This is a genomic window from Sorangium sp. So ce590 (assembly GCF_051521365.1).
GTDB lineage: Bacteria > Myxococcota_A > Polyangia > Polyangiales > Polyangiaceae > Sorangium.
Map to the genome: position 1 here is coordinate 9556431 of NZ_CP150346.1, position 17968 is coordinate 9574398.

13 protein-coding genes are annotated in these 17968 nt (G+C 73.2%); 4 read left to right on the forward strand and 9 right to left on the reverse strand.

Going from position 1 to position 17968, the window contains the following annotated elements; all coding sequences use genetic code 11:
* Positions 1–194 precede the first annotated feature (194 nt).
* A complete protein-coding gene (locus tag WMF28_RS36155) occupies positions 195–1232 on the reverse strand; it encodes a polysaccharide deacetylase family protein (protein ID WP_437598087.1) in 1038 nt (345 codons plus the stop codon).
* A gap of 387 nt (positions 1233–1619) precedes the next feature.
* Here WMF28_RS36155 and WMF28_RS36160 point away from each other — a divergent pair, with 387 nt between their 5' ends.
* Complete coding sequence (locus WMF28_RS36160) at positions 1620–2180, forward strand: hypothetical protein (protein WP_437598088.1); 561 nt, start codon at positions 1620–1622, stop codon at positions 2178–2180.
* On the opposite strand, the gene WMF28_RS36165 is transcribed toward WMF28_RS36160, so the two are convergent.
* Positions 2146–2886 (reverse strand): ComF family protein, encoded by a 741-nt coding sequence (locus WMF28_RS36165; RefSeq protein WP_437598089.1) that lies wholly within the window; start codon positions 2884–2886, stop codon positions 2146–2148. The two genes, WMF28_RS36160 and WMF28_RS36165, sit on opposite strands and share 35 nt — an antisense overlap.
* A gap of 152 nt (positions 2887–3038) precedes the next feature.
* On the opposite strand from WMF28_RS36165, the gene WMF28_RS36170 reads away from it, so the two are divergent.
* From WMF28_RS36170 to WMF28_RS36180, 3 genes are all read left to right on the forward strand, one after another.
* Positions 3039–6011, forward strand: coding sequence for a GYF domain-containing protein (locus tag WMF28_RS36170; protein ID WP_437598090.1), 2973 nt, complete (start codon positions 3039–3041; stop codon positions 6009–6011).
* Positions 6008–6844: a hypothetical protein gene (locus WMF28_RS36175; protein ID WP_437598091.1), complete on the forward strand. Its 837-nt coding sequence runs from the start codon at positions 6008–6010 to the stop codon at positions 6842–6844. Before WMF28_RS36170 ends, WMF28_RS36175 begins: the two co-directional genes overlap by 4 nt.
* Positions 6845–7038: 194 nt before the next feature.
* Positions 7039–8508 carry an alginate export family protein gene (locus WMF28_RS36180; RefSeq protein WP_437598092.1) on the forward strand — a complete coding sequence of 490 codons (1470 nt, stop codon included), beginning with the start codon at positions 7039–7041 and terminating at the stop codon, positions 8506–8508.
* A gap of 168 nt (positions 8509–8676) precedes the next feature.
* Here the strand turns inward: WMF28_RS36180 and ftsH are convergent, their stop codons facing one another.
* The 7 genes from ftsH to mnmA all read right to left on the reverse strand — a co-directional run bounded on the left by ftsH (position 8677) and on the right by mnmA (position 17867).
* Positions 8677–10623: an ATP-dependent zinc metalloprotease FtsH gene (gene ftsH, locus WMF28_RS36185; protein WP_437598093.1), complete on the reverse strand. Its 1947-nt coding sequence runs from the start codon at positions 10621–10623 to the stop codon at positions 8677–8679.
* Between the two features lie 171 nt (positions 10624–10794).
* A complete protein-coding gene (tilS, locus tag WMF28_RS36190) occupies positions 10795–11796 on the reverse strand; it encodes a tRNA lysidine(34) synthetase TilS (RefSeq protein WP_437598094.1) in 1002 nt (333 codons plus the stop codon).
* Positions 11793–12029, reverse strand: a complete 237-nt coding sequence (locus WMF28_RS36195) for a hypothetical protein (protein ID WP_437598095.1) — start codon at positions 12027–12029, stop codon at positions 11793–11795. Before WMF28_RS36195 ends, tilS begins: the two co-directional genes overlap by 4 nt.
* A 178-nt stretch (positions 12030–12207) precedes the next feature.
* Positions 12208–13605 carry a class I SAM-dependent RNA methyltransferase gene (locus tag WMF28_RS36200; protein WP_437598096.1) on the reverse strand — a complete coding sequence of 466 codons (1398 nt, stop codon included), beginning with the start codon at positions 13603–13605 and terminating at the stop codon, positions 12208–12210.
* Complete coding sequence (locus WMF28_RS36205) at positions 13602–15869, reverse strand: protein kinase domain-containing protein (RefSeq protein ID WP_437598097.1); 2268 nt, start codon at positions 15867–15869, stop codon at positions 13602–13604. The genes WMF28_RS36200 and WMF28_RS36205 overlap by 4 nt, the downstream gene beginning before the upstream one ends.
* A gap of 190 nt (positions 15870–16059) precedes the next feature.
* Positions 16060–16713, reverse strand: coding sequence for a hypothetical protein (locus tag WMF28_RS36210; protein ID WP_437598098.1), 654 nt, complete (start codon positions 16711–16713; stop codon positions 16060–16062).
* Complete coding sequence (mnmA, locus tag WMF28_RS36215; RefSeq protein ID WP_437598099.1) at positions 16710–17867, reverse strand: tRNA 2-thiouridine(34) synthase MnmA; 1158 nt, start codon at positions 17865–17867, stop codon at positions 16710–16712. The genes WMF28_RS36210 and mnmA overlap by 4 nt, the downstream gene beginning before the upstream one ends.
* Between the last annotated feature and the right edge of the window lie 101 nt (positions 17868–17968).

Genomic DNA, 17968 nt, shown 5'->3' on the forward strand with positions numbered 1-17968 from the left:
AGCAGCTTTCCAGGCCACCGAGGCCATGCGCGTGCAGAACCGGCCCAGCGACGGTGCACGTGCACAGCTCAGGCCACGCGCGCGCCGGTCGACGCGGCCGCGAGCGAGCGGGGGCGCTCGGGGAGCGCGGCGGCGGACGCGGGGAGCGCGGCGGAGCGGCGCGGCGGCGGAGCGGCGCGGCGGGCTTTGCTCGATCAGCGGCCGGCCCGAGAGCCGGGCCGCTGGCCGATGAGCAGCTTGAGCTTGAAGAGGGCGCCGATCTGCCCGCGATCCATGGCGATGCGCGGGAAGTTCAGGGGGTCGAAGGACGAGAGCATGCAAAGGCCGGAGTTGTTGGTGAAGCCGATCTCGAAGCCGGCCTCCTTCACGGCGCGATGGAACGCGCCGCACAGGCTGTATCCGACGGGGTACGCGACCGCGTGCACCGCCTCGTTCAGCGCGTCGGAGAGGACGTGGCGGGAGCGCGTGAGGTCGCGCGTGGCCTCGTCGGGCGACAGGGTCTGAAGGACCCGGTGGCTGTGGGAGTGCGACTGCACGTCCATGCCCGCCCGCCGCAGCGCCGCGATCTGGTTCCAGTCCATGATCGTCCTGGCCGCGAGCGCGCGCTCCTCGCAGAGATCGATCGACACCCCCGTGGCGCGCTCGATCTCGTCCCACAGGCGCCCGATGTCGACGCCGGACGTGCGCTTGATGGTCTGGCAGACGCGCGTCGCCGCGGCGATCGGGTCGCGGAGCGGATCGAGCACGAGCGTCGCGGGGTAGGCGATCTCGACGCGCGCTCTCCGGCACCGGTGCATGAGGAGCGCGACGCGGTCCCACCAGAAGAGGCGCCCCCTGTCAGGGTACCCGGTGGCGATGAAGAACGTGGCCGCGACGCCGGCGCGCTGGAGGAGGGGCAAGGCGACGTCGTGGTTGTCGCGGTAGCCGTCATCGAACGCGACCATGACGGGGTTCGGCGGGAGCTTCCGGCCCTTGGCGAAGAGCCGCACGTCCCGGATCGACACCACCGTGCAGTGCGCCTTGATGACCGCGAGCTGCTCCTCGAACTCGCGCGCGCTCACCTCGGCGACCCCCGGATCGAGCTCGTCCACCTCCGAGAGCTCCGCGATGCGGTGGTAGGTGAACACGGAGAGCACGGGCAGCCGGAGCTTCGCGCGCAGCCACAGGAAGCGATCCAGGAGCCCGAGGGTGTCGAGCACCCCGGCGGCCAGCGCACGACGACCGCGCGGCATCCCTCTGCGAATCCACGTCAGTGGATGTGCGACGACGTACACGAATGTATTCCAGCACACAAACAGCGTCCGTGCTTGCTTTCCGGAGCGGCTCCGAAGGAAACGCTCCTGTGCGCCGTCTGGTGTGCCGCCGAGCGGGAGAGTTCGGTTCGACAGCAGACGATGCGGCTAGACTGGCGGTCGATGTTCTCGACGGACGCGCCCCAACCTGATTCGGCCGAGAAGGCGTCCCAGCCTGAATCGCCTGGGGACGTGCCTCAACCTGGGGACGTGCCTCAACCTGGGTCAGATGGGGACGCGCCCCAACCTCGGTCGGCTGGGGACCATCCGTCGAAGCCGATCTCGCCGCTCGGCACCATCGGAGTTGCGCTCACGACGGCAGCGGTCGTGTTTGCGCTGGGGATTTACGCGGTCGAGACGAGCCTGCCCGGGCTGGAGACGCGCAGCCGAGAGGCTCTGCCGGCGAAGGCGGCGGGCGACGGGCCCGCGCGCGCCATCGCTGCAGCATCGAAGCGAACGGACGCTCCCGAGCAGCTGGCAGCCCCGCCCCCCGCGAGCACGACCGAAGCTGCAGCGCAGGCCGCACCACCGCCGTCGGGCGCCGAGCCGCCGGCGCCTCCTGCACCGCCGAGCGCCGAGCCGCCGGCGCCTCCTGCACCGCCGGGCGCCGAGCCGCCGGCGCCTCCACAGCAGCCAGCCGTCGAGGCCGGAGCGCGCACTCCGCCGATCCCACGCAGCGGCTACGGCATCCTCAAGCTCAACTCCTCCCAGAACGCGACCGTGTACGTGCTGGGCGTGGCGGTGGGGCCCAGCAATCAGCCCATCGAGGTGCGCTGCGGGCGCCGCTTCGTGCGGATCGGGGAACCGACGCGCGACGGCACGCGATGGCTCACCGAGGGCAGGAGCATCCGCATCAAATGCGGGGCGCTGACGGAGGCGAGCTTCTGAGCTCGTCCGCGCCGCTCTCGGCGGTGGCGAGGACGAGATAGGTGACCGAAGCAGCCCCCGCGCCGAGGAGCGCCTCCCGGCACGCCGCGAGCGTGGCGCCGGTCGTGGCCACGTCATCCACGAGCGCGACCCTCCGGCGCTGGACGCGCTCCGGCGCACGGGCCCGGAATGCCCCCGCCACGTTCTGCAGGCGGAGATCGCGCGGGAGCTGCGCCTGCTGCGCGGTGGACCGGACACGGCAGAGGGCCCGCGGGGCCAGCGACGCCGGAAGTCCGCCAGCGACGTGCGCGGCCAGCAAGGCCGCCTGGTTGTACCCCCTATCGGCGAGACGGCGCGGATGCAGCGGCACCGGGACCACAAGGTCGACGCTCATCCCCGCCTCACGCGCCGCGCCGAGCAGCAACCGGCCGAGCGGGCGCGCGAGATCCGGGCGATCTCCGTACTTGAAGCGCCGGATCCCCTCCGCGAGCGACCCGCCAAACGGGGCGAACGCGACGAGATCGGCGCCCGCGGCGGCGCTGGAGCCCGCCGCCTCTCGCGGCGGGCGCTCCGCGTAGGGCACGACGGTCCGCGCGCAGTCAGCGCAAAACACCGCGGCATCTGCGATGAGCGTGTCACAGCCAGCGCAGGACGGCGGGCTGAGCGCACGCGCAGCGGCGGCGGCCAGGAAGCGGACGGCGGCGACGAGGGCGTGGGAGGGGCTCATGGGCTGGCAGCCCGATCGTCGTCAGGAGCGGGCGCGCGGTTGCGCGAGCGGACGAAAGAAGATCTCTTTGCAAAGAACGCGCGGTACGATCGCGGAGTCGTGGATCACGTCCTGAAATTCAGGCGCTCTCGCAGGGGGAGGAGGGGCCGCCGTTGAGCGCGTGGCGATGGACGGATGAGCGCGGCGTCCAGCGGCTCGTGAGCACCGCCGAGCTGCGCAGCGCGCTGGCCGCCGGGGTCATCCCGGGCTCCACGCTCGTGTGGCGCCAGGGCATGGAGGCGTGGGCGCCGGCTTCCAGGCTGCCGGAGCTCGCCGACGCCGCGCAGCTCCGGCGCAAGCCGGAGGCGGGCGCCGCTGCGCCCGAGGAGCCGCCCGCCGGGGAGCCGGCTCGCGACAGCAGCGCGACGCTGGAGCTCGAGCTCGTCGAGGAGCTGGACCCGGCGCCCGCCCACCCCGGCCAGCGCACCGGCCCAGCGCCCCCGGACAGGTCCGCGAACGAGCGGAGACCGACGGCGCACCCGAGCCGTGGCACAGCGCGCCCGCAGCCGCCGCCCCCGCCGCCGCGGAAGCGCGAGTCCATGAGGACGCTCACGGGGATCGATGTTCCGGCGAGCGCGCCAGCCAGCGGACAGAGCGCTCCGATCGTCGTGCCATCGGCGGGCGGAACGTTCGACGCGGGGATCGCCCGCGCGATCACGCAGCTGCCCCGCTACGACGGCTCCTCGACAGGCGACGAGGGAGCGCCCGCTATCCCGCGCGCGCCGAAGCTCCCCTCGGCGTCGGAGGAGCACGAGGACACGTCGTCCGGTCAGCATCCGGCCGGCGACGCAGACGTGGCCGCGGGCGGCGCCGGCGCGACGAGGGACGGCGACGAGCCCGCGGCGCCGAAGCGCGCGCCGGGCGCGGCAGCGCCCAGCAGGCCGGGCGCAGCGCCGAGGGCCGCGGGCTCGTCGCCGCGCGCAGCGAGACCGCCCCGGCCCCCGCCACTCCCTGTCGGCCGCGACGCGGCGCCCGCCGGCGCTGCGCCGCAGAACGATGGGCGCAGCGGCGCGGATCCGGGCGCCGTCAGGCCTCTCTCGGCAACGCCGCCCGCGCCGTCGAGCTCCAGCCGGGGCACGAAGCGGCCCGCGGCGGGACGCACCGTGCCGCCGCCCCCCGTGCCGGTCCGGTTCCCCGCGGTTCCGGCGAGGAGGCCTTCGGGCGCGCAGGCGCCCGATGCGCCGGCTCGGGCGGCGGCAGGCGCGAAGGCCCTCGTGCGCCTCGGCTCGCTCCCCGCGCCACCGCCGCGCCCTCCCGCGGAGGCTCTCCACGCGACGCCGATGGCACCGCCGCCGCTGCCCTTGCAGCCGGCGGTAGCGCTCCCGTTGCCCCCGGCTGCCCCGATCCCCCCGGCCGATGCAGCGCCCGTCTCGAGCGCCGCCGCCACCGCGGCGCTCGAGACCCGTGGACCTCGCCTTGCAAGCCTTGCGAGCCCTGCGATGTCCGGCGACGGTCTCCTGCCCCGCAGCGCCGAGAGCACGTCGGTCGACGACGGTCGGGATCCCTCGGCGAGCCACGCCGGCAGCGAGGCCCCCGAGCCCTCCACCACGACGGGACCGCACCGCGAGGCCAAGGAGCACTCCGCTGCGCCCGTGCCCGGCGAAACGAAGCGCTCCCCCCTGCCCGACGATACGTCGATGGGGCGCCGCGAGTACGCGACGATCCCTTCGGCCGGCGTCGGCGCAGGCTCGCCGCAGGGGAGCCCGGCCGCGCGCTCGTGGCCAGGCTTGCCCGGGCTACAGAGCTCGCAGCGCGGTCCGGCAGCCGCCGACGCGCCGCTTTCGCCGGGCCAGCGCTCCGATCGCAGCTCCGTCGCGGGATCGAGCGGCGGCGCGCCCGCGCTCGATCCGCGCGCGCTCGCGGCGCGACGCGCTCAGCCGCCCCTCGCGGGCTCGTCGAGCACGCTGGCGCGGGGCGATGGCAAGCGCTTCTCCACGGCGGTGCCCGTGCCGGTCTCGTCGCTCATCGGCATCTGCGGGGCAGCGGTGCTCATGAGCGTCGCCGCCTTCTTCGCGGGGCGCCACTCCGTCGCAACCCCACGGCGGCCGCCGGTCGCCACGGCGCGCCCCGCGCTCGGCGCCGCGCAGGACGTCGCGCGCTCGGCGATCCCCGTCCCGCTGAAGCCCTGCTGGGTGGCACGCCAGCCGCAGCAGTGGGCGCCGCTCGTTGCGAAGAGCATCCCCTTCGAGGTCACGGCGACGAAGGACGGCAAGCTCCTGGTGGGCTACGCCAAGAGCGCCATGGAGGCCGTCGGCCTCGAGGTCGATCCCGCGACCGGGAAGCGGAGCGAGCGGTTCTCGAACCGAGAGGCCACCGACATCGTGAGCATCTCGCCCGTCGAGGACGCCTTCACCGTCCTCACGTCAGCGCAGCAGGCCATCCGCTCCCCGGTCAACGTCCCGGGGCCACGGCCCTTCGTCGTCGGTCTGGCGGACGGCGCCGTGGTGGCGGCCGACAACCCCGGCGCCACGCCTTCCCGGCTCTGGCCGGTGCAAGGCGACGAGCCGCTCGAGTCGCCGCGCGCCCTCGCGGCCGGGGCCCACGGTTACGCCGTCGCATTCCGCCGCGAGAAGGCCGTGTGGACAGGCTGGCTCGACGCCGAGCGCAGACCCGCCGGCGAGCTCACCCGCGTGACAGGCTCCGGAGGCGCGCTCGGCAAGCCGTCGCTCGGCTGGAACGAGCGCGCGCTCGCCGTCGTCTTCGCCGATCGGCCGATGGACGGGCGATGGGAGATCCGCGCCGGGCAAGCCGCGTCGGGCGATATCCCCGCGTCGACCCAGGTGATCCCGCTCCCTTCCGGCGGCCCCGGCGGCGACGCGTTCGCGCCGGACATCGCGGGGCTCAGCGATGGCCGCTGGCTCCTCGTGTGGACCGAAGGCCCTCCAGGGAGCCGCGCCATGCGCGCGCAGACCTTGGCGCCCAATTTCTCCCCGATCGGGGATCCGATCGCGCTCTCCCCCCCCGCCGGGAACTTCGGCCAGGGCGTGCTCGGCGTCTCGCCGCGCTCGGGCTACGTGGGCGTGGTGTTCCTCTCGAAGCCCGCCGCGAGCTACGAGCTCTGGGGGGTCATCCTCCAATGTGGATGATGAGGGCCTCGGACGGCGCGAGCCGGCTCCGGGCGGCGGCGCTGGCCCTGCTGCTCGTCGCGGCGCACGCGCCAATGATCGCCGCGTGCGCCGCGCAGACGTCGCAGATCGAGCAGGGTCGGGCCCTGCGCACGGGCAAGCAGCCCTACGACGAGTTCTTCGAGGCCACGCGCGCGCTCCGCGAGGAGTCGCTGAAGGCCGAGGAGCTCGCGGACGCGGCGCAGGCCGAGCTCGCGCGCGCGCTGGGGCTCGACCGGAGGTCGGCCGGCGATGCGATGCTCGACGCGGCGCGCGCGCGCGCCGCGGAGCTCCGCGCGTCGGGCGTGCGGCTCCACGTCGAGCTCGTGCCAGAAGCGCGGCTCGTGAACGCCCGGGGCGGGCGCTCGCCCGACGCGGACGACAGGGGCGTCATCGAGGCGTTCGAGGCGTCCTTGAAGAGCTCCCTCGCGGCGGCGAAGCAGCTCGACGAGCTGTCGAGGCGCGCCGTGGAGCTCGAGAAGAAGCGGGCGTCCCTGGCAGCCGAGTCGGCCGAGGCCATGGCGGGCGATCCGCAGCGCCGCGATGTGAAACGCGAGCTCGCGGCGGCCGAGCGCGTGCTCGCCGAGGCGGGCGCGTCCGCCGAGCGGCACGCCGGCAGGGCGTCGAAGCTCGCGCTCGATCTGGTGCTCGCGGTCGATGCGGGCGGCGCTCCGGCGCGGCGAGGCGCGGCGAGGCGACCCCTGTCGAGGCAGCCTGCCGGCAGCGTGAAGGCGCCGCCGCAGCGCGGGAGCGGCGCAGGGGCCGCGCCGAAGCCGCCGAAGCCGCCGCACGGCGAGGACGATTTCGATCCCTGACGCCGCCGGCGCGGCGGCTCGCCTTGCCCGACGCCAGCACCGCCGGACGGGAGCGGCGCTGCTTCCCCACTTGTCCGACGAGCGTCGGGACGCCTATCCTCCGCGAGCGATCCAGGAGCGCGGCCCGCCTGAACGCCGCGCGCCGGGCCGCGCATCTGCCGTTCGACGACCCCGCGCTCCGGCCCTCCTCGCTGATGATCCGATCCCTGCCGTTCGCCTCCATCGCTCTGGGATCGGCGCTCCTGGCGATCGCGCTCGCGCCCCGGACTGCGGCGGCTCAGGCGCCGCCGCAGTCGGAGGGCGTGCCCCTCGGCGGGTTCACGTTCCGCCCGTCGGTGGAGCTCCGGCTCCGCGGCGAGTTCCGCCGGTACCCCGTGGACACGGGCGGCGACGTCTACAGCTCGAACGCTGTGCTCGCCGAGGGCTTCGGGGGCGCGCTGCCGCCGCTCCTCGACACCGGCAACGTGGTCAAGACCCAGTGGTTCTTCGTCCAGCGCGCGCGCCTCGGTCTGGCCGTCGATCACGGGCCCGTCACGGGCGTCTTCACGCTGCAGGACACGCGGCTCTGGGGGAGCGACGACGCGATCTTCGTCGGGGCGGGCGAGCCGTCCCTCCCGGAGACGGCGCCCTACGAGGCTTACGTCGACCTGCACACGCGCTCGGGACGCCGCGCCTTCGTCCGGCTGGGCCGGCAACGGATCGCGTGGGGCGACGGTCGCCTGATCGGGGCGAACGACGAGACGCTCACTGCGCGCTCGCTCGATGGCGTGCGCGCAGGGGTGCAGCTCGGCAACGTCGACCTCGAGGCGATGGCCGTGCTCCTCGCGGCGCCTGGCGGCGCTCCGCCCGAGGTGTCCGGGACGCGCAAGCCCATCTCCGCCGGGACGGGGACGCAGCTCTATGGCCTGAACGCGATCTGGCGCGTCGCTCCCCTGCTCCACCTCGAGGCCACGGCGCTCGCGCGTATCGCCCGCGAGCCTCGGCCGAGCTGGCTCACGCCCGGAGATACCGTGGTCCTCGACGCGCGCGTCTCCGGCGAACGTCGGGGCTTCCGCTATGCGCTCGAGGGGGCCTACGAGCTCGGCCGCGTCGCCACCTTCACGGCCGACCGCCCGCTCGGCGCGTTCGCGGCCGCTGCGCGGGCGGCGCTCGAGACCTCCCTCCCCGCCCACCTCACCTTCAGCGCCCGCGGCGCCTACGCGACGGGCGACGACGGCGCGCTCGAGGAGGGCGAGACGCAGCGCCGCTTCGATCCGATCCTGCCCGACGCGCAGGACAACCACGGCCCCATGGGGCTCTACGCGTGGTCCAACGTGATCGAGGCGGGCGGAGGCGTCCGCGCCTCCCCCCTCGACGCGATGACCGTCGCCGCCGGCTATACGTTCGTCGGCCTCGCCTCGCCCGGGGGCAGGTGGGTGACCGCGCGCCTCCTTCCGGTCGGCGCCGCCGCTGACAACGAGAGCCGGACGCTGGGCCACGAGATCGACGTCTCGCTCGCCTTCCAGCCGTGGGAGCCGCTGCGCTTCGCGCTCGGCTACGGCCTGTTCATCTTCGGCGACGGCGCCCAGGCGATCGTCGGGAAGGCGAACCGCACGCACGACGACGGCCGCCCGGCAAACCTGCAGCAGTGGGCGTTCTTGCAGACAACCCTGAGCGCCCCCTGAGACGAGCCAGGGCGACGCCGGGTCGCGCGCGTCAGTGCGCCGCGTGCGCCGCCGTTCGGAGGTGAGGGGGATTCGAGGCGTCTCGGATGGCCGCGCCGTACCGTGTGGCGCCGCGGCGGTGCGGGGGCTCGCCCTGTTGGCCGGGCGCGGCCCCCGCGCGCTTCGCGATCAGGTGCTCGGGGCAGGCTTCGGGGTGCCGAAGATGCTGGCCGCGCGGCGCTTCTCCTTGGCGGCGCGATCGCGATCGCTGTAGCTCGGGATCACGACGCGCTGGCGCTGCGGCAGCTCGCGGCCGGAGACGATGGCGTCGACCTCCTCGGCGTCCAGCGTCTCGCGCTCGAGGAGCGCCGTGGCGAGCCGCTCGAGGATCTCGCGGTTGTCGGTGAGGAGCTGCCGCGCCTCGGCGTGGGCGTCGAGGATGAACCGCCGCACCTCGTCGTCGATCTGGTTGGCGATCGTCTCCGAGTAGTCGCGGCGCCGGCTCGTGAAATCGCGCCCGAGGAACACGCTCTCCTCGTCCGAGCCGTACGAGATCGGCCCGATGACGTCGCTCATACCGAACTCGGTCACCATGCGCCGCGAGAGGTTCGACGCCTGCTTGATGTCGTTGCCCGCGCCGGTCGTGAACTGGCCGAAGATGATCTCCTCCGCGACGCGGCCGCCCATCAGCACCGAGAGCCGCGCCTTGGCGAAGTCCCGCGACATGCTGAGCCGGTCCTCCTTCGGCAGCTGCTGCGTGAGGCCGAGCGCCGGGCCGCGCGGGATGATCGTCACCTTGTGGACCGGATCCGAGAACTTCTCCAGGAGCTTCGCGACCAGCGCGTGACCGGCCTCGTGGTAGGCCGTGGTCCGCTTCTCCTCGTCGCTGATGACCATGCTGCGGCGCTCGGCGCCCATCATCACCTTGTCCTTGGCCATCTCGAAGTCGACCATCGTGACGACGTCCTTGTCCTGACGCGCCGCGAGGAGGGCCGCCTCGTTGACCAGGTTCTCGATGTCGGCGCCGACGAAGCCGGGCGTCCCGCGCGCCAGGATCTCCATGTCGACGTCCGTGCCGAGCGGGACCTTCTTCGTGTGGACGCGGAGGATGCCCTCGCGGCCACGCACGTCGGGGCGGTTCACGACGATGCGCCGATCGAAGCGGCCAGGCCGCAGGATCGCAGGGTCGAGGACGTCGGGGCGGTTCGTCGCGGCGACGATGATCACGCCCTCGTTCGACTCGAAGCCGTCCATCTCGACGAGCAGCTGGTTCAGCGTCTGCTCGCGCTCGTCGTGACCGCCGCCGAGGCCCGCGCCGCGGTGGCGGCCGACCGCGTCGATCTCATCGATGAAGATGATGCACGGCGCGTGCTTCTTGCCCTGCTCGAACAGGTCGCGCACCCGGCTCGCGCCGACGCCGACGAACATCTCGACGAAATCCGAGCCGGAGATCGAGAAGAACGGCACCCCCGCCTCGCCGGCGATCGCGCGCGCGAGGAGCGTCTTGCCCGTCCCGGGGGGGCCCATCATCAGGACGCCCTTCGGGATCCGGCCGCCGAGCTTCTGGAACTTCTTCGGGTCCTTGAGGAACGCGATGATCTCCTCGAGCTCGTCCTTCGCCTCGTCGATGCCCGCGACGTCGGCGAACGTCACCTTGTTCTGCGCCTCGCTGAGCAGCCGCGCGCGCGACTTGCCGAAGCTCATCGCCTTGCCGCCGCCGGCCTGGAGCTGGCGCATGAACAGGTAGAACATCACGAGCAGGAAGATCGTCGGCAGGAGGTACATGATGGCCCCCGGCCAGAACGGAGAGGCGTCCTCCTTCTCGAAGTACACCGCGACCTTGTTGTCGACGATCGTCTTCGTGATCTGGTCGGCGTTGTCAGGGCCGATCGTGACCTTCTTCGTCTTCGCCCCGCTCTTCGGATCCTTGACCCAGAAGGTGTACTCGCGGTCCTTGATGGTGACCGACTCGACGTGCGGTTCCTGGTCCTTGGGCTCGACCTGGACCTGGGCCATGAACTCGCTGAACGCGACCTGCGTGGCGGGCCGGGAATCCGGGCTCAAGAACTGCCAGATCGCCAAGAACATCATGATCAGCAGAACCCAGAGCAGCAGCGTCTTGTGCGATTGCTTCACGAGGACCCTCTAAGCTCGCGCGGCGAGCCGGCGTGTACCGAAATTGTACGCGTGTTCCAGTCAGCATGCCACCCGTCAGCTCGGTCGTCGACCGCTCGACCGCGGGTCTTCCCCGCGCTGACACGGCGAAAAAGGGAACTCGACAGGGGACGCGGGTGGGGTTGCATGCGGTCAGGCCCCGCGACGTACAGACTTGTCCTCGATAAGCACGCTGGACTCCTCTGGAAAGCCCAGGGAGATCTCTCCACCGCCGCGAACCCGGACGCGCAGCGGCCGCCCGAGCTTGCGAGCCCGCTCGATCGCGAGCCGCTGCGCCCGGCCGAGCGGCACCGAGAGCGGCTCGCTGCCGCTGAGGACGGCCGCATCTCCGCCGGAAGGCGGATCTCGGCCGGCAACGAGCATGTCCGAGAGCGCGCAGAGGTGCTCGACGATCGCCGGCGACAGGTCCTCGAGGAGGGGGAGGAGCTCGCGACGAACGCGAACACGGGTGAAACGGGGGTCGCCGTTGCTGGGATCCTCCGCGAAGGCCAGATGATGTCGGCTGAGGTGGGCCAGCACGTCGGCGCGGCGGGCGAGGAGCAGCGGGCGGATGAGCTCGACGCCGGCTGCCGAGCCCGCCTCCACACCGCTGCGCGCCGCGCCGGCGGCCTCAGGCCAGAGCGGAGCGCGCGGCGGCAGCACGGCCAGGCCTCGCGGCCCCGCGCCCCGCAGCAGGCGCAACAGCACCGTCTCGGCCCGGTCGTCCGCGGTATGGCCAGTCGCGATCGCGCGGGCGCCGTGCGCCGCCGAGGCAGCCGCGAGCGCGGCGAACCGGGCGGAACGCGCCCTGGCCTGGAGATTCGCGCCGGGCGCCACGTCCACACGGGTGCTGGCATAGGGGACGCCGAGCCGCTCGGCCAGGTCGCGCGCGATCGCGAGCTCGGTCGCGGCCGCCGCGCGCAGGCCGTGGTCGACGCCGTGCGCGACGACCACGTGGCCGATCCGCCGCCGGAGCAGCGCCAGGACGTGCAGCAGCGCCGTCGAGTCGGGGCCTCCAGAGCAGGCGCACAGGACCACGTCGCCGCGAGCGAGCAGCCGCTCGTCCCGGATCAGCCGCTCGGCGAGGCGGATCAGCGACGGGGGGTGCGACCGGCCCCGCCTGGGCGGCGGGGGAGGTCCGGGGGACGGGCTCATCGCAGCTCGAACGCCTTGCAGAAGATGATCGCGTCGCGATCGTCGAGCGACGGGCTCACGTGCGGCGCGACCGGGTAACCGAGCGAGCAGCGCGGCGCGCGCTCGGAAAGCACGGCGACGCCCTCGTCGCGCTCGGTCTCCGCCGGATCGAACGAGGCGCAATCGGGGCAGGCGAACACGAGACGATAGCGCCGCGCCTCGTCGCGGAGGCGCTCGTCGAGGTGGTGAATCATCCCCGCAGCGTAGCGCAAGCCGCTGGGCGGAGGCGCCATGCGGCCGCTCCGCAGCCCGCGGTCCGGGCTCGGCGGCGCTGTCTGCAGCGCGGCGAGCTGCCCCGTGGGACCGCGCAGCGCGGCGAGCTGCCCCGTGGGACCGCGCAGCGCGGCGAGCTGCCCCGTGGGACCACGCAGCTCAGCGAGCCGACCGGCGGGCGCGGGTGAGGCGGACGATCGATTCGATGTGGCTCGTCTGAGGGAAGAGTTCGACCGCCTCGATGTCCGTGATCTCGAAGCCGCCGCGGAGGATGACGCCGAGGTCGCGCGCCAGGGTGGCCGGGTCGCACGAGACGTAGACGACCACGCGCGCGCCCGAGGCCGCGATCGCGCGCGCCGCGCCGGGCGCCCCGCCGCGCGGAGGATCCAGCACCACGACGTCGGAGCGCGCCGGGATCGGGACCTGATCGGCGTCCGCCTCGATCGCCCTGCCAGCGAGGCCGCGGGCGGCGAGATTCTGGCGCAGGCAAGCGACCGCGTCGGGCGAGAGCTCCACCGCCGTGAACGACGCGAGCGCCGGAGCTCCCGGGGCGGCGGCGTCGGCAGGCTCGGCGACCGGGGAAGGTCGCGGCGCGCCGCGCGCGAGGAGCGCCGAGAGCGTCCCGCTCCCGGCGAACAGCTCCAGGACGTGCGGCGGCCGGGTCGAGTCGAGGTGAGCGAGCTCGGCGGCGCGGCGGGCGAGCACGGCGCCGCCCTCCTCGGACGGCTGCCCGAAGCCGCCCGGCGCGAGGAGCAACGGCAGGCCGTCGGCGCCCAGGATCGCCGGCCGCGGATCACCGAACGACGCGGCCTCGCGCGCGCCGTCCAGCGTGACGCGGGCGCCGGCCCACGCGCCGCGGGCCGTGCGCTCGTCGAGCAGCTGCCACACGGCCGGCGGGAGCTGGCCGCGCCACAGGATCTCGACCACCGGGCGGCCCGATGCGCCCTGCGAGATGAGGACATCGCCCTCCCCCTCGGCCCCGCGGAGGACGCCGGGCAGCTCGCCGGCGAGCGGCGCGATCGCGTCGACCAGCACCAGGCAGCGGTCGATCGCCACGACGGCGTGCGTCCTCGGCGCGCGGTAGCCCACGCGCACCTCGCCGCGCTCCGCGCGCGCGAACAGCCGCGCGCGCGATCGATAGCCGAGCGGCTGAGGCGCGGGATGCACACGGATCGGCGGCAGAGCGGCCTCGGTGAGCGAGGTCGCCCGCGCGATCGCTTGCCGGAGGATCTGCTCGTGCGCGGCCTGCTGCGCCTCGACGCGGACGTGCATCCAGTCGCAGCCGCCGCAGGCGTCCGCGAAGCGGCAGGGCGGAGCGATGCGGTCGGCGCTCGGCTCGACCACGCGGAGCAGCCTGCCCCTCGCCGGGCGCGCGCTCCGATCGAGCTCGACCTCCACGAGGTCCCCCGGCGCCGTCGCGGGGACGAAGACGACCTCGCCCGCGAGCCGACCGACCCCCGCGCCGCCTGCGGCCAGCGCATCGATGCGCAGCTGAGCTCGCTCGCCGGCGCGGGGCCGCGCCCTGCCACCGCTCGAGCGGCGCTGAACAGCCTTCATCCCTTCATCGTAACGCGCCGCAGGCCCGTCGGGTCGCGGTGGACGAGAGAAGCTTTGCCGACGAGCGTGAGCGCGCGCTCGCGCCCGCCCCCCGCGGACCCCACGAACGCACCGGAACGCGGCTGGCCGGTGGTGGTCGCGCCGGTCGAGGCGGGCGGCGCCGCATCGACGCCCCTGGAGGGCGAGGGCTGCACGGTCATCGTCTTGATGTAGATCAGCGCGCCGATGCCGATGACGCACAGCGCGGTGAGGGCGATGACGGCGACGAGCACGAGCGTGTTCCTGCCATTTCCCTTGGACACCGCGTCCTGCGTGGCGGCCCAGATGGCCGCCGGATCGGGGCGCGGCAGGGAGAGCGCTGTCTCGATCTGCGACTGGGGAGGCTGTGCCGGCGCGGTGGGCGCGAACAGCTGGGCCTGCCCCGAGGTCGTCGATACCGGAGGCGGAAACGCCGGTGCGGGCGAGCCGGCGAGAGGCGGAGGAGCCTGAGCATAGCCCTGGCCGTTGAACGGCAGCGCGTACGGGACGGCAGCTTGCCCCTGCGGCGACGCGTCGAAGGCAGGGGTCCTGCTCACCTGCCGGTAACGCAGAGCATCGCTCGGGCCATGGGGGACCTGAGCCGGGATCTGGAGCGGAGCCTTCAGCGGGAGCGCGAGCGTGGACGCGAGCGAATCGTCCAGATCGCTGTCCAGGAGGTTCCCCTTGGGGAGGGTAATCCGATCGTCCGTGTCGAGGTCGAGCGGAAGAGTTGGATTCGCCGGGATCGGCGGAGGCGGAGCCATGGGGTGGCCGCCGGGCGCCCGCGGTGGGCTCGCGGACCCGGGCGGCGCGCCGGGACGCACGGTGGGAAGAGCGGACCGGACGCCGCGCTGCGAAGGCGGCGCTGGTGTCCGCTCCGGGACCATGCCGGCCGCCGGGCGCAGCATCGGGCGCTCGCCGTACGGGAGCGGCCGCACCGGCTCGGCGTGCTCGCGCGTCGCGACCGTCGTCGGGACATCCTCGTCGTCGTCCATCAGCGACGTGGCCACCATCTGCCGGCCGGCCGCGTCCCGCTGCGGCGTGCGCCCGACCGGCGCGATCCCGCTCGCCGGCGCGGCGTTCTGCGAGACCTGCGGCGGCGTGAGACGCTCGTGCGGCTCAGGCTCCCGGTCGCGGCCGCGAAGCCCGACGCTGTCCGTGGCCGTGGTCGAGCTTCGCCCGCGCACCTGCTCGACGTTGATCGTGGACGTCACCTCCGCCGCCCACGCGAGGTGCGCCTCGCGCTTCTGGATGCGGTCGACAAACACCTGCTGCACGAAGTGCGCGACCTCCTCGGAGCCGACGAAGATCCCGCTCCTCATCAGGAAATTTTGCAAGGCCCGTGAAAATTCGCGCGCCGTCTGGAAGCGATCCTGCCTGTGCTTGGCGAGCGCCTTCATGACGACGCTCTCCAGCTCGATGGGGTAGTCGGGCACGATCGTGGACGGCGGCGGGACCACGCAGGCCTGCACCTTCTCGAGGGTGTCGAGATCCGTGTCCATCCGGAAGAGGCGCTGGTTCGTCGTGAGCTCCCAGAGGACGACCCCGAGCGCGAACACATCGGTCGTGCGATCGACCTCAATGCCCCGCACCTGCTCGGGAGACATGTACGCCAACTTGCCTTTCAGCGTTCCCGCACGGGTGGACGACAGCCGATCGGCGACCTTGGCGATCCCGAAATCCACGACCTTGGTGTAGCCGTCGTAGGTGAGGAACAGGTTGTGCGGCGTCACGTCGCGGTGCACAAGGCCGAGCAGCTGGCCGTTCTTTCCACGCAGCTCGTGGGCGGCGTGGAGCCCCTCTGCTGCATCGGAGCAGATGCGCGCAGCGAGCTCAGGCGAGAGGCGCAGCCGGCGCTCCTCTGCGCGGCGCATCACCTCCCGGAGCGGCTCGCCGTGGAGGTATTCCATGGCGATCCAGTAGGTGTTGTCGTCCTTCCCGAGGTCGAAGACCTGCGCGACATTGGCGTGGTTGATGCCAGCCGCGATGCGCGCCTCGTCCAGGAACATGTCGACGAACTGATCGTCCTCGACCAGATGAGGATGGATCCGCTTGATCGCGACCCATTTCTGGAAGCCGCCCGGACCATCCATGCGGGCCAGGTGAACGCTCGCCATTCCGCCCACCCCGATCTCGTCGACCACGCGGTAACGACCCAGGAAGTAGGTCCCCTGCTGCTTCTCGGGCTCCTTCGCGCGCGCTTCTGGCGATGAATGGGTCGACCCGGGGCTGTGAGGTCCGCCCATTCGTGATGCGGGTCGCGGCGGGGGTTGGGGCATGAGCGGTCACTACTTTACCGCGAGTTCGCGGCGCTTTGCCATGTCGTCTCGGCCGGGAGACCTGGCAGATGGTCAGCTTCAATCCACCTGGGTGCTGAAGGTTGCTGTCCCGACAGGTAGGACACCACCAGAGGCCCAGGACGGAGTGGCGACGGGCTCAGGGGAACGGTTGCCCAGGTTGACCTCGCTCGAAGTAGAACCGGAAACTCCCGGTGACCCGCGAGAGGAGCTCCTGCGGGATGGCGTCCGCTGGATGGCCGAGCCCGGCGTCGCGAGGATCACCGACCCAGATGTCGAACGTCGCGTCCGTGTACTTGTCGACCGCGGCCGTCTCGTTGGGATCGCCGCTGAACAGCGCGTGGAACTTGATGGTCCCATCGACGGCGTAGAGCACGATGTTCTGGTTGTGGCACGACCTCTGGAGGTACAGCGCCATGTGAACGAGCGGGGCGAGCCCCTCCGGCTTCGGCGTCGGCGGAGGCGAGCCCGGCAGCTCGACGCCGGGCGGGAGCCCGACGCTCAGGTCGACGTCGAGCTTGTTCACCTGCTCGTCCCCGCGGATGAGGGCGACGTCATCGATCAGGACCGCGAGGCCGTCCGAGACCTCCTGGAGATCGCTGCCCCGCTGCACCCGGATCAGCAGCGTGGAGCGGTAGGGGACCGCGGCGAAGAAGTCGGGGCGCATGTCGTAGCTGTCGTCCCAGCAGCCCGCCGCCCGCAGCCGCGAGCTGTAGACCTCGCCGTCCCCCTGCCCGAGCGAGCACCCCAGCGAGAGCGCGCAGGCAAGGGGCACGAGCAGGCGAGCCGTCACGACGCCGCCCCCGCGCGAAGGGCGGCCTGAATGCGGCCGCCGCCGAGGACGCGGTCGCCCCGGTAAACGACGGCCATCTGACCGGGAGAGACGGCGCGCACCGGGCTGGCGAACCGCGCCACGAAGCTCTCCGCGCCCGTCGCAGGGTCGCGCCGCCGCTCGATGACGCCGGGCGCCCCCTCGTGCCGCGCGCGGACCCGCACCTCGGCCTCCAGGGGGAAGACCGCATCGTCGCACCACACGGCGTCGGTGATCTCGGCGCCCGCGGCGTAGAGGTCGCCCTCGTCGCCGAGCTGCACCGCGCCGGACCCCGCGTCGAGGCCCACGACGAACGCGGGGCGCCCGAGCGAGACGCCGATGCCCTTGCGCTGGCCCACCGTGAACCCGTGCACCCCGCCGTGCGACCCGACCACGCGGCCGTCCCGATCGACGATGGGGCCGGGCCGGAGCCTGTCCGCCGCGCGCTCGGCCACGAAGGGCGCGTAGCGGCCGGAGGGGATGAAGCAGAGCTCCTGGCTCTCGCCCTTCTCGGCGCCCGGGAGCCCGCGGGCGATCGCCTCGGCGCGCACCTCCTCCTTTGTCGAGTCGCCGAGCGGGAAGAGGAGCCGCGACAGCTCGTCCGACCGGAGCATGTGCAGGAAATAGCTCTGATCCTTGTGTCGATCGCGGCCGCGGTAGAGCCGGGCGCCGCCCTCCTCCACGACGACCCGCGCGTAATGGCCCGTCGCCACCCACGCGACGCCCAGCCGCTCCGCCAGCGGGAACAGCTCCCGGAGCTTGACCGAGCGGTTGCAGGCCACGCACGGGCTCGGCGTCTCGCCCGCGAGGTAGGCGTCGACGAACGGATCGACGACGTGCTCGCGGAACAGGGCGCGGCGGTCGAAGGTGTAGTGCGGGATCCCGAGGTGGTCGGCGACCCGGCGGGCGTCGTGCTGATCCTCGGGCGCGCAGCAGCGGCTCTTGACGCTGCCGTCGTCGGGGTAGTCCCAGAGGTGCAGCGTCACGCCGACGACCTCGTAGCCTGCGTCGCAGAGGCGCGCCGCGGCGACCGCGGAGTCGACGCCGCCGCTCATCGCGATGAAGACGCGAGCCCCCGGGGAGAGCCGCTCGCCGGGCTGCGCCGTACCGTCGGCCTCTCGGACAGGAGTTGCCATTTCCGTTCTTATAGCGTGAATCGCTCGCCGCGGTCGGGCGCCACGGGCGAACACGCGCGGGGCAGCAGCGCGCAGCCGGAGGATCAGATCGGCTCGCCGCC

Coding starts and splice junctions, on each gene's coding strand:
- WMF28_RS36155 (WP_437598087.1), bottom strand. CDS start 1,232: ATGCCGCGCGGTCGTCGTGCGCTGGCCGCCGGGGTGCTCGACACCCTC.
- WMF28_RS36165 (WP_437598089.1), bottom strand. CDS start 2,886: ATGAGCCCCTCCCACGCCCTCGTCGCCGCCGTCCGCTTCCTGGCCGCC.
- WMF28_RS36175 (WP_437598091.1), top strand. CDS start 6,008: ATGATGAGGGCCTCGGACGGCGCGAGCCGGCTCCGGGCGGCGGCGCTG.
- WMF28_RS36180 (WP_437598092.1), top strand. CDS start 7,039: ATGATCCGATCCCTGCCGTTCGCCTCCATCGCTCTGGGATCGGCGCTC.
- tilS (WP_437598094.1), bottom strand. CDS start 11,796: ATGAGCCCGTCCCCCGGACCTCCCCCGCCGCCCAGGCGGGGCCGGTCG.
- WMF28_RS36195 (WP_437598095.1), bottom strand. CDS start 12,029: ATGATTCACCACCTCGACGAGCGCCTCCGCGACGAGGCGCGGCGCTAT.
- WMF28_RS36200 (WP_437598096.1), bottom strand. CDS start 13,605: ATGAAGGCTGTTCAGCGCCGCTCGAGCGGTGGCAGGGCGCGGCCCCGC.
- WMF28_RS36205 (WP_437598097.1), bottom strand. CDS start 15,869: ATGGGCGGACCTCACAGCCCCGGGTCGACCCATTCATCGCCAGAAGCG.
- mnmA (WP_437598099.1), bottom strand. CDS start 17,867: ATGGCAACTCCTGTCCGAGAGGCCGACGGTACGGCGCAGCCCGGCGAG.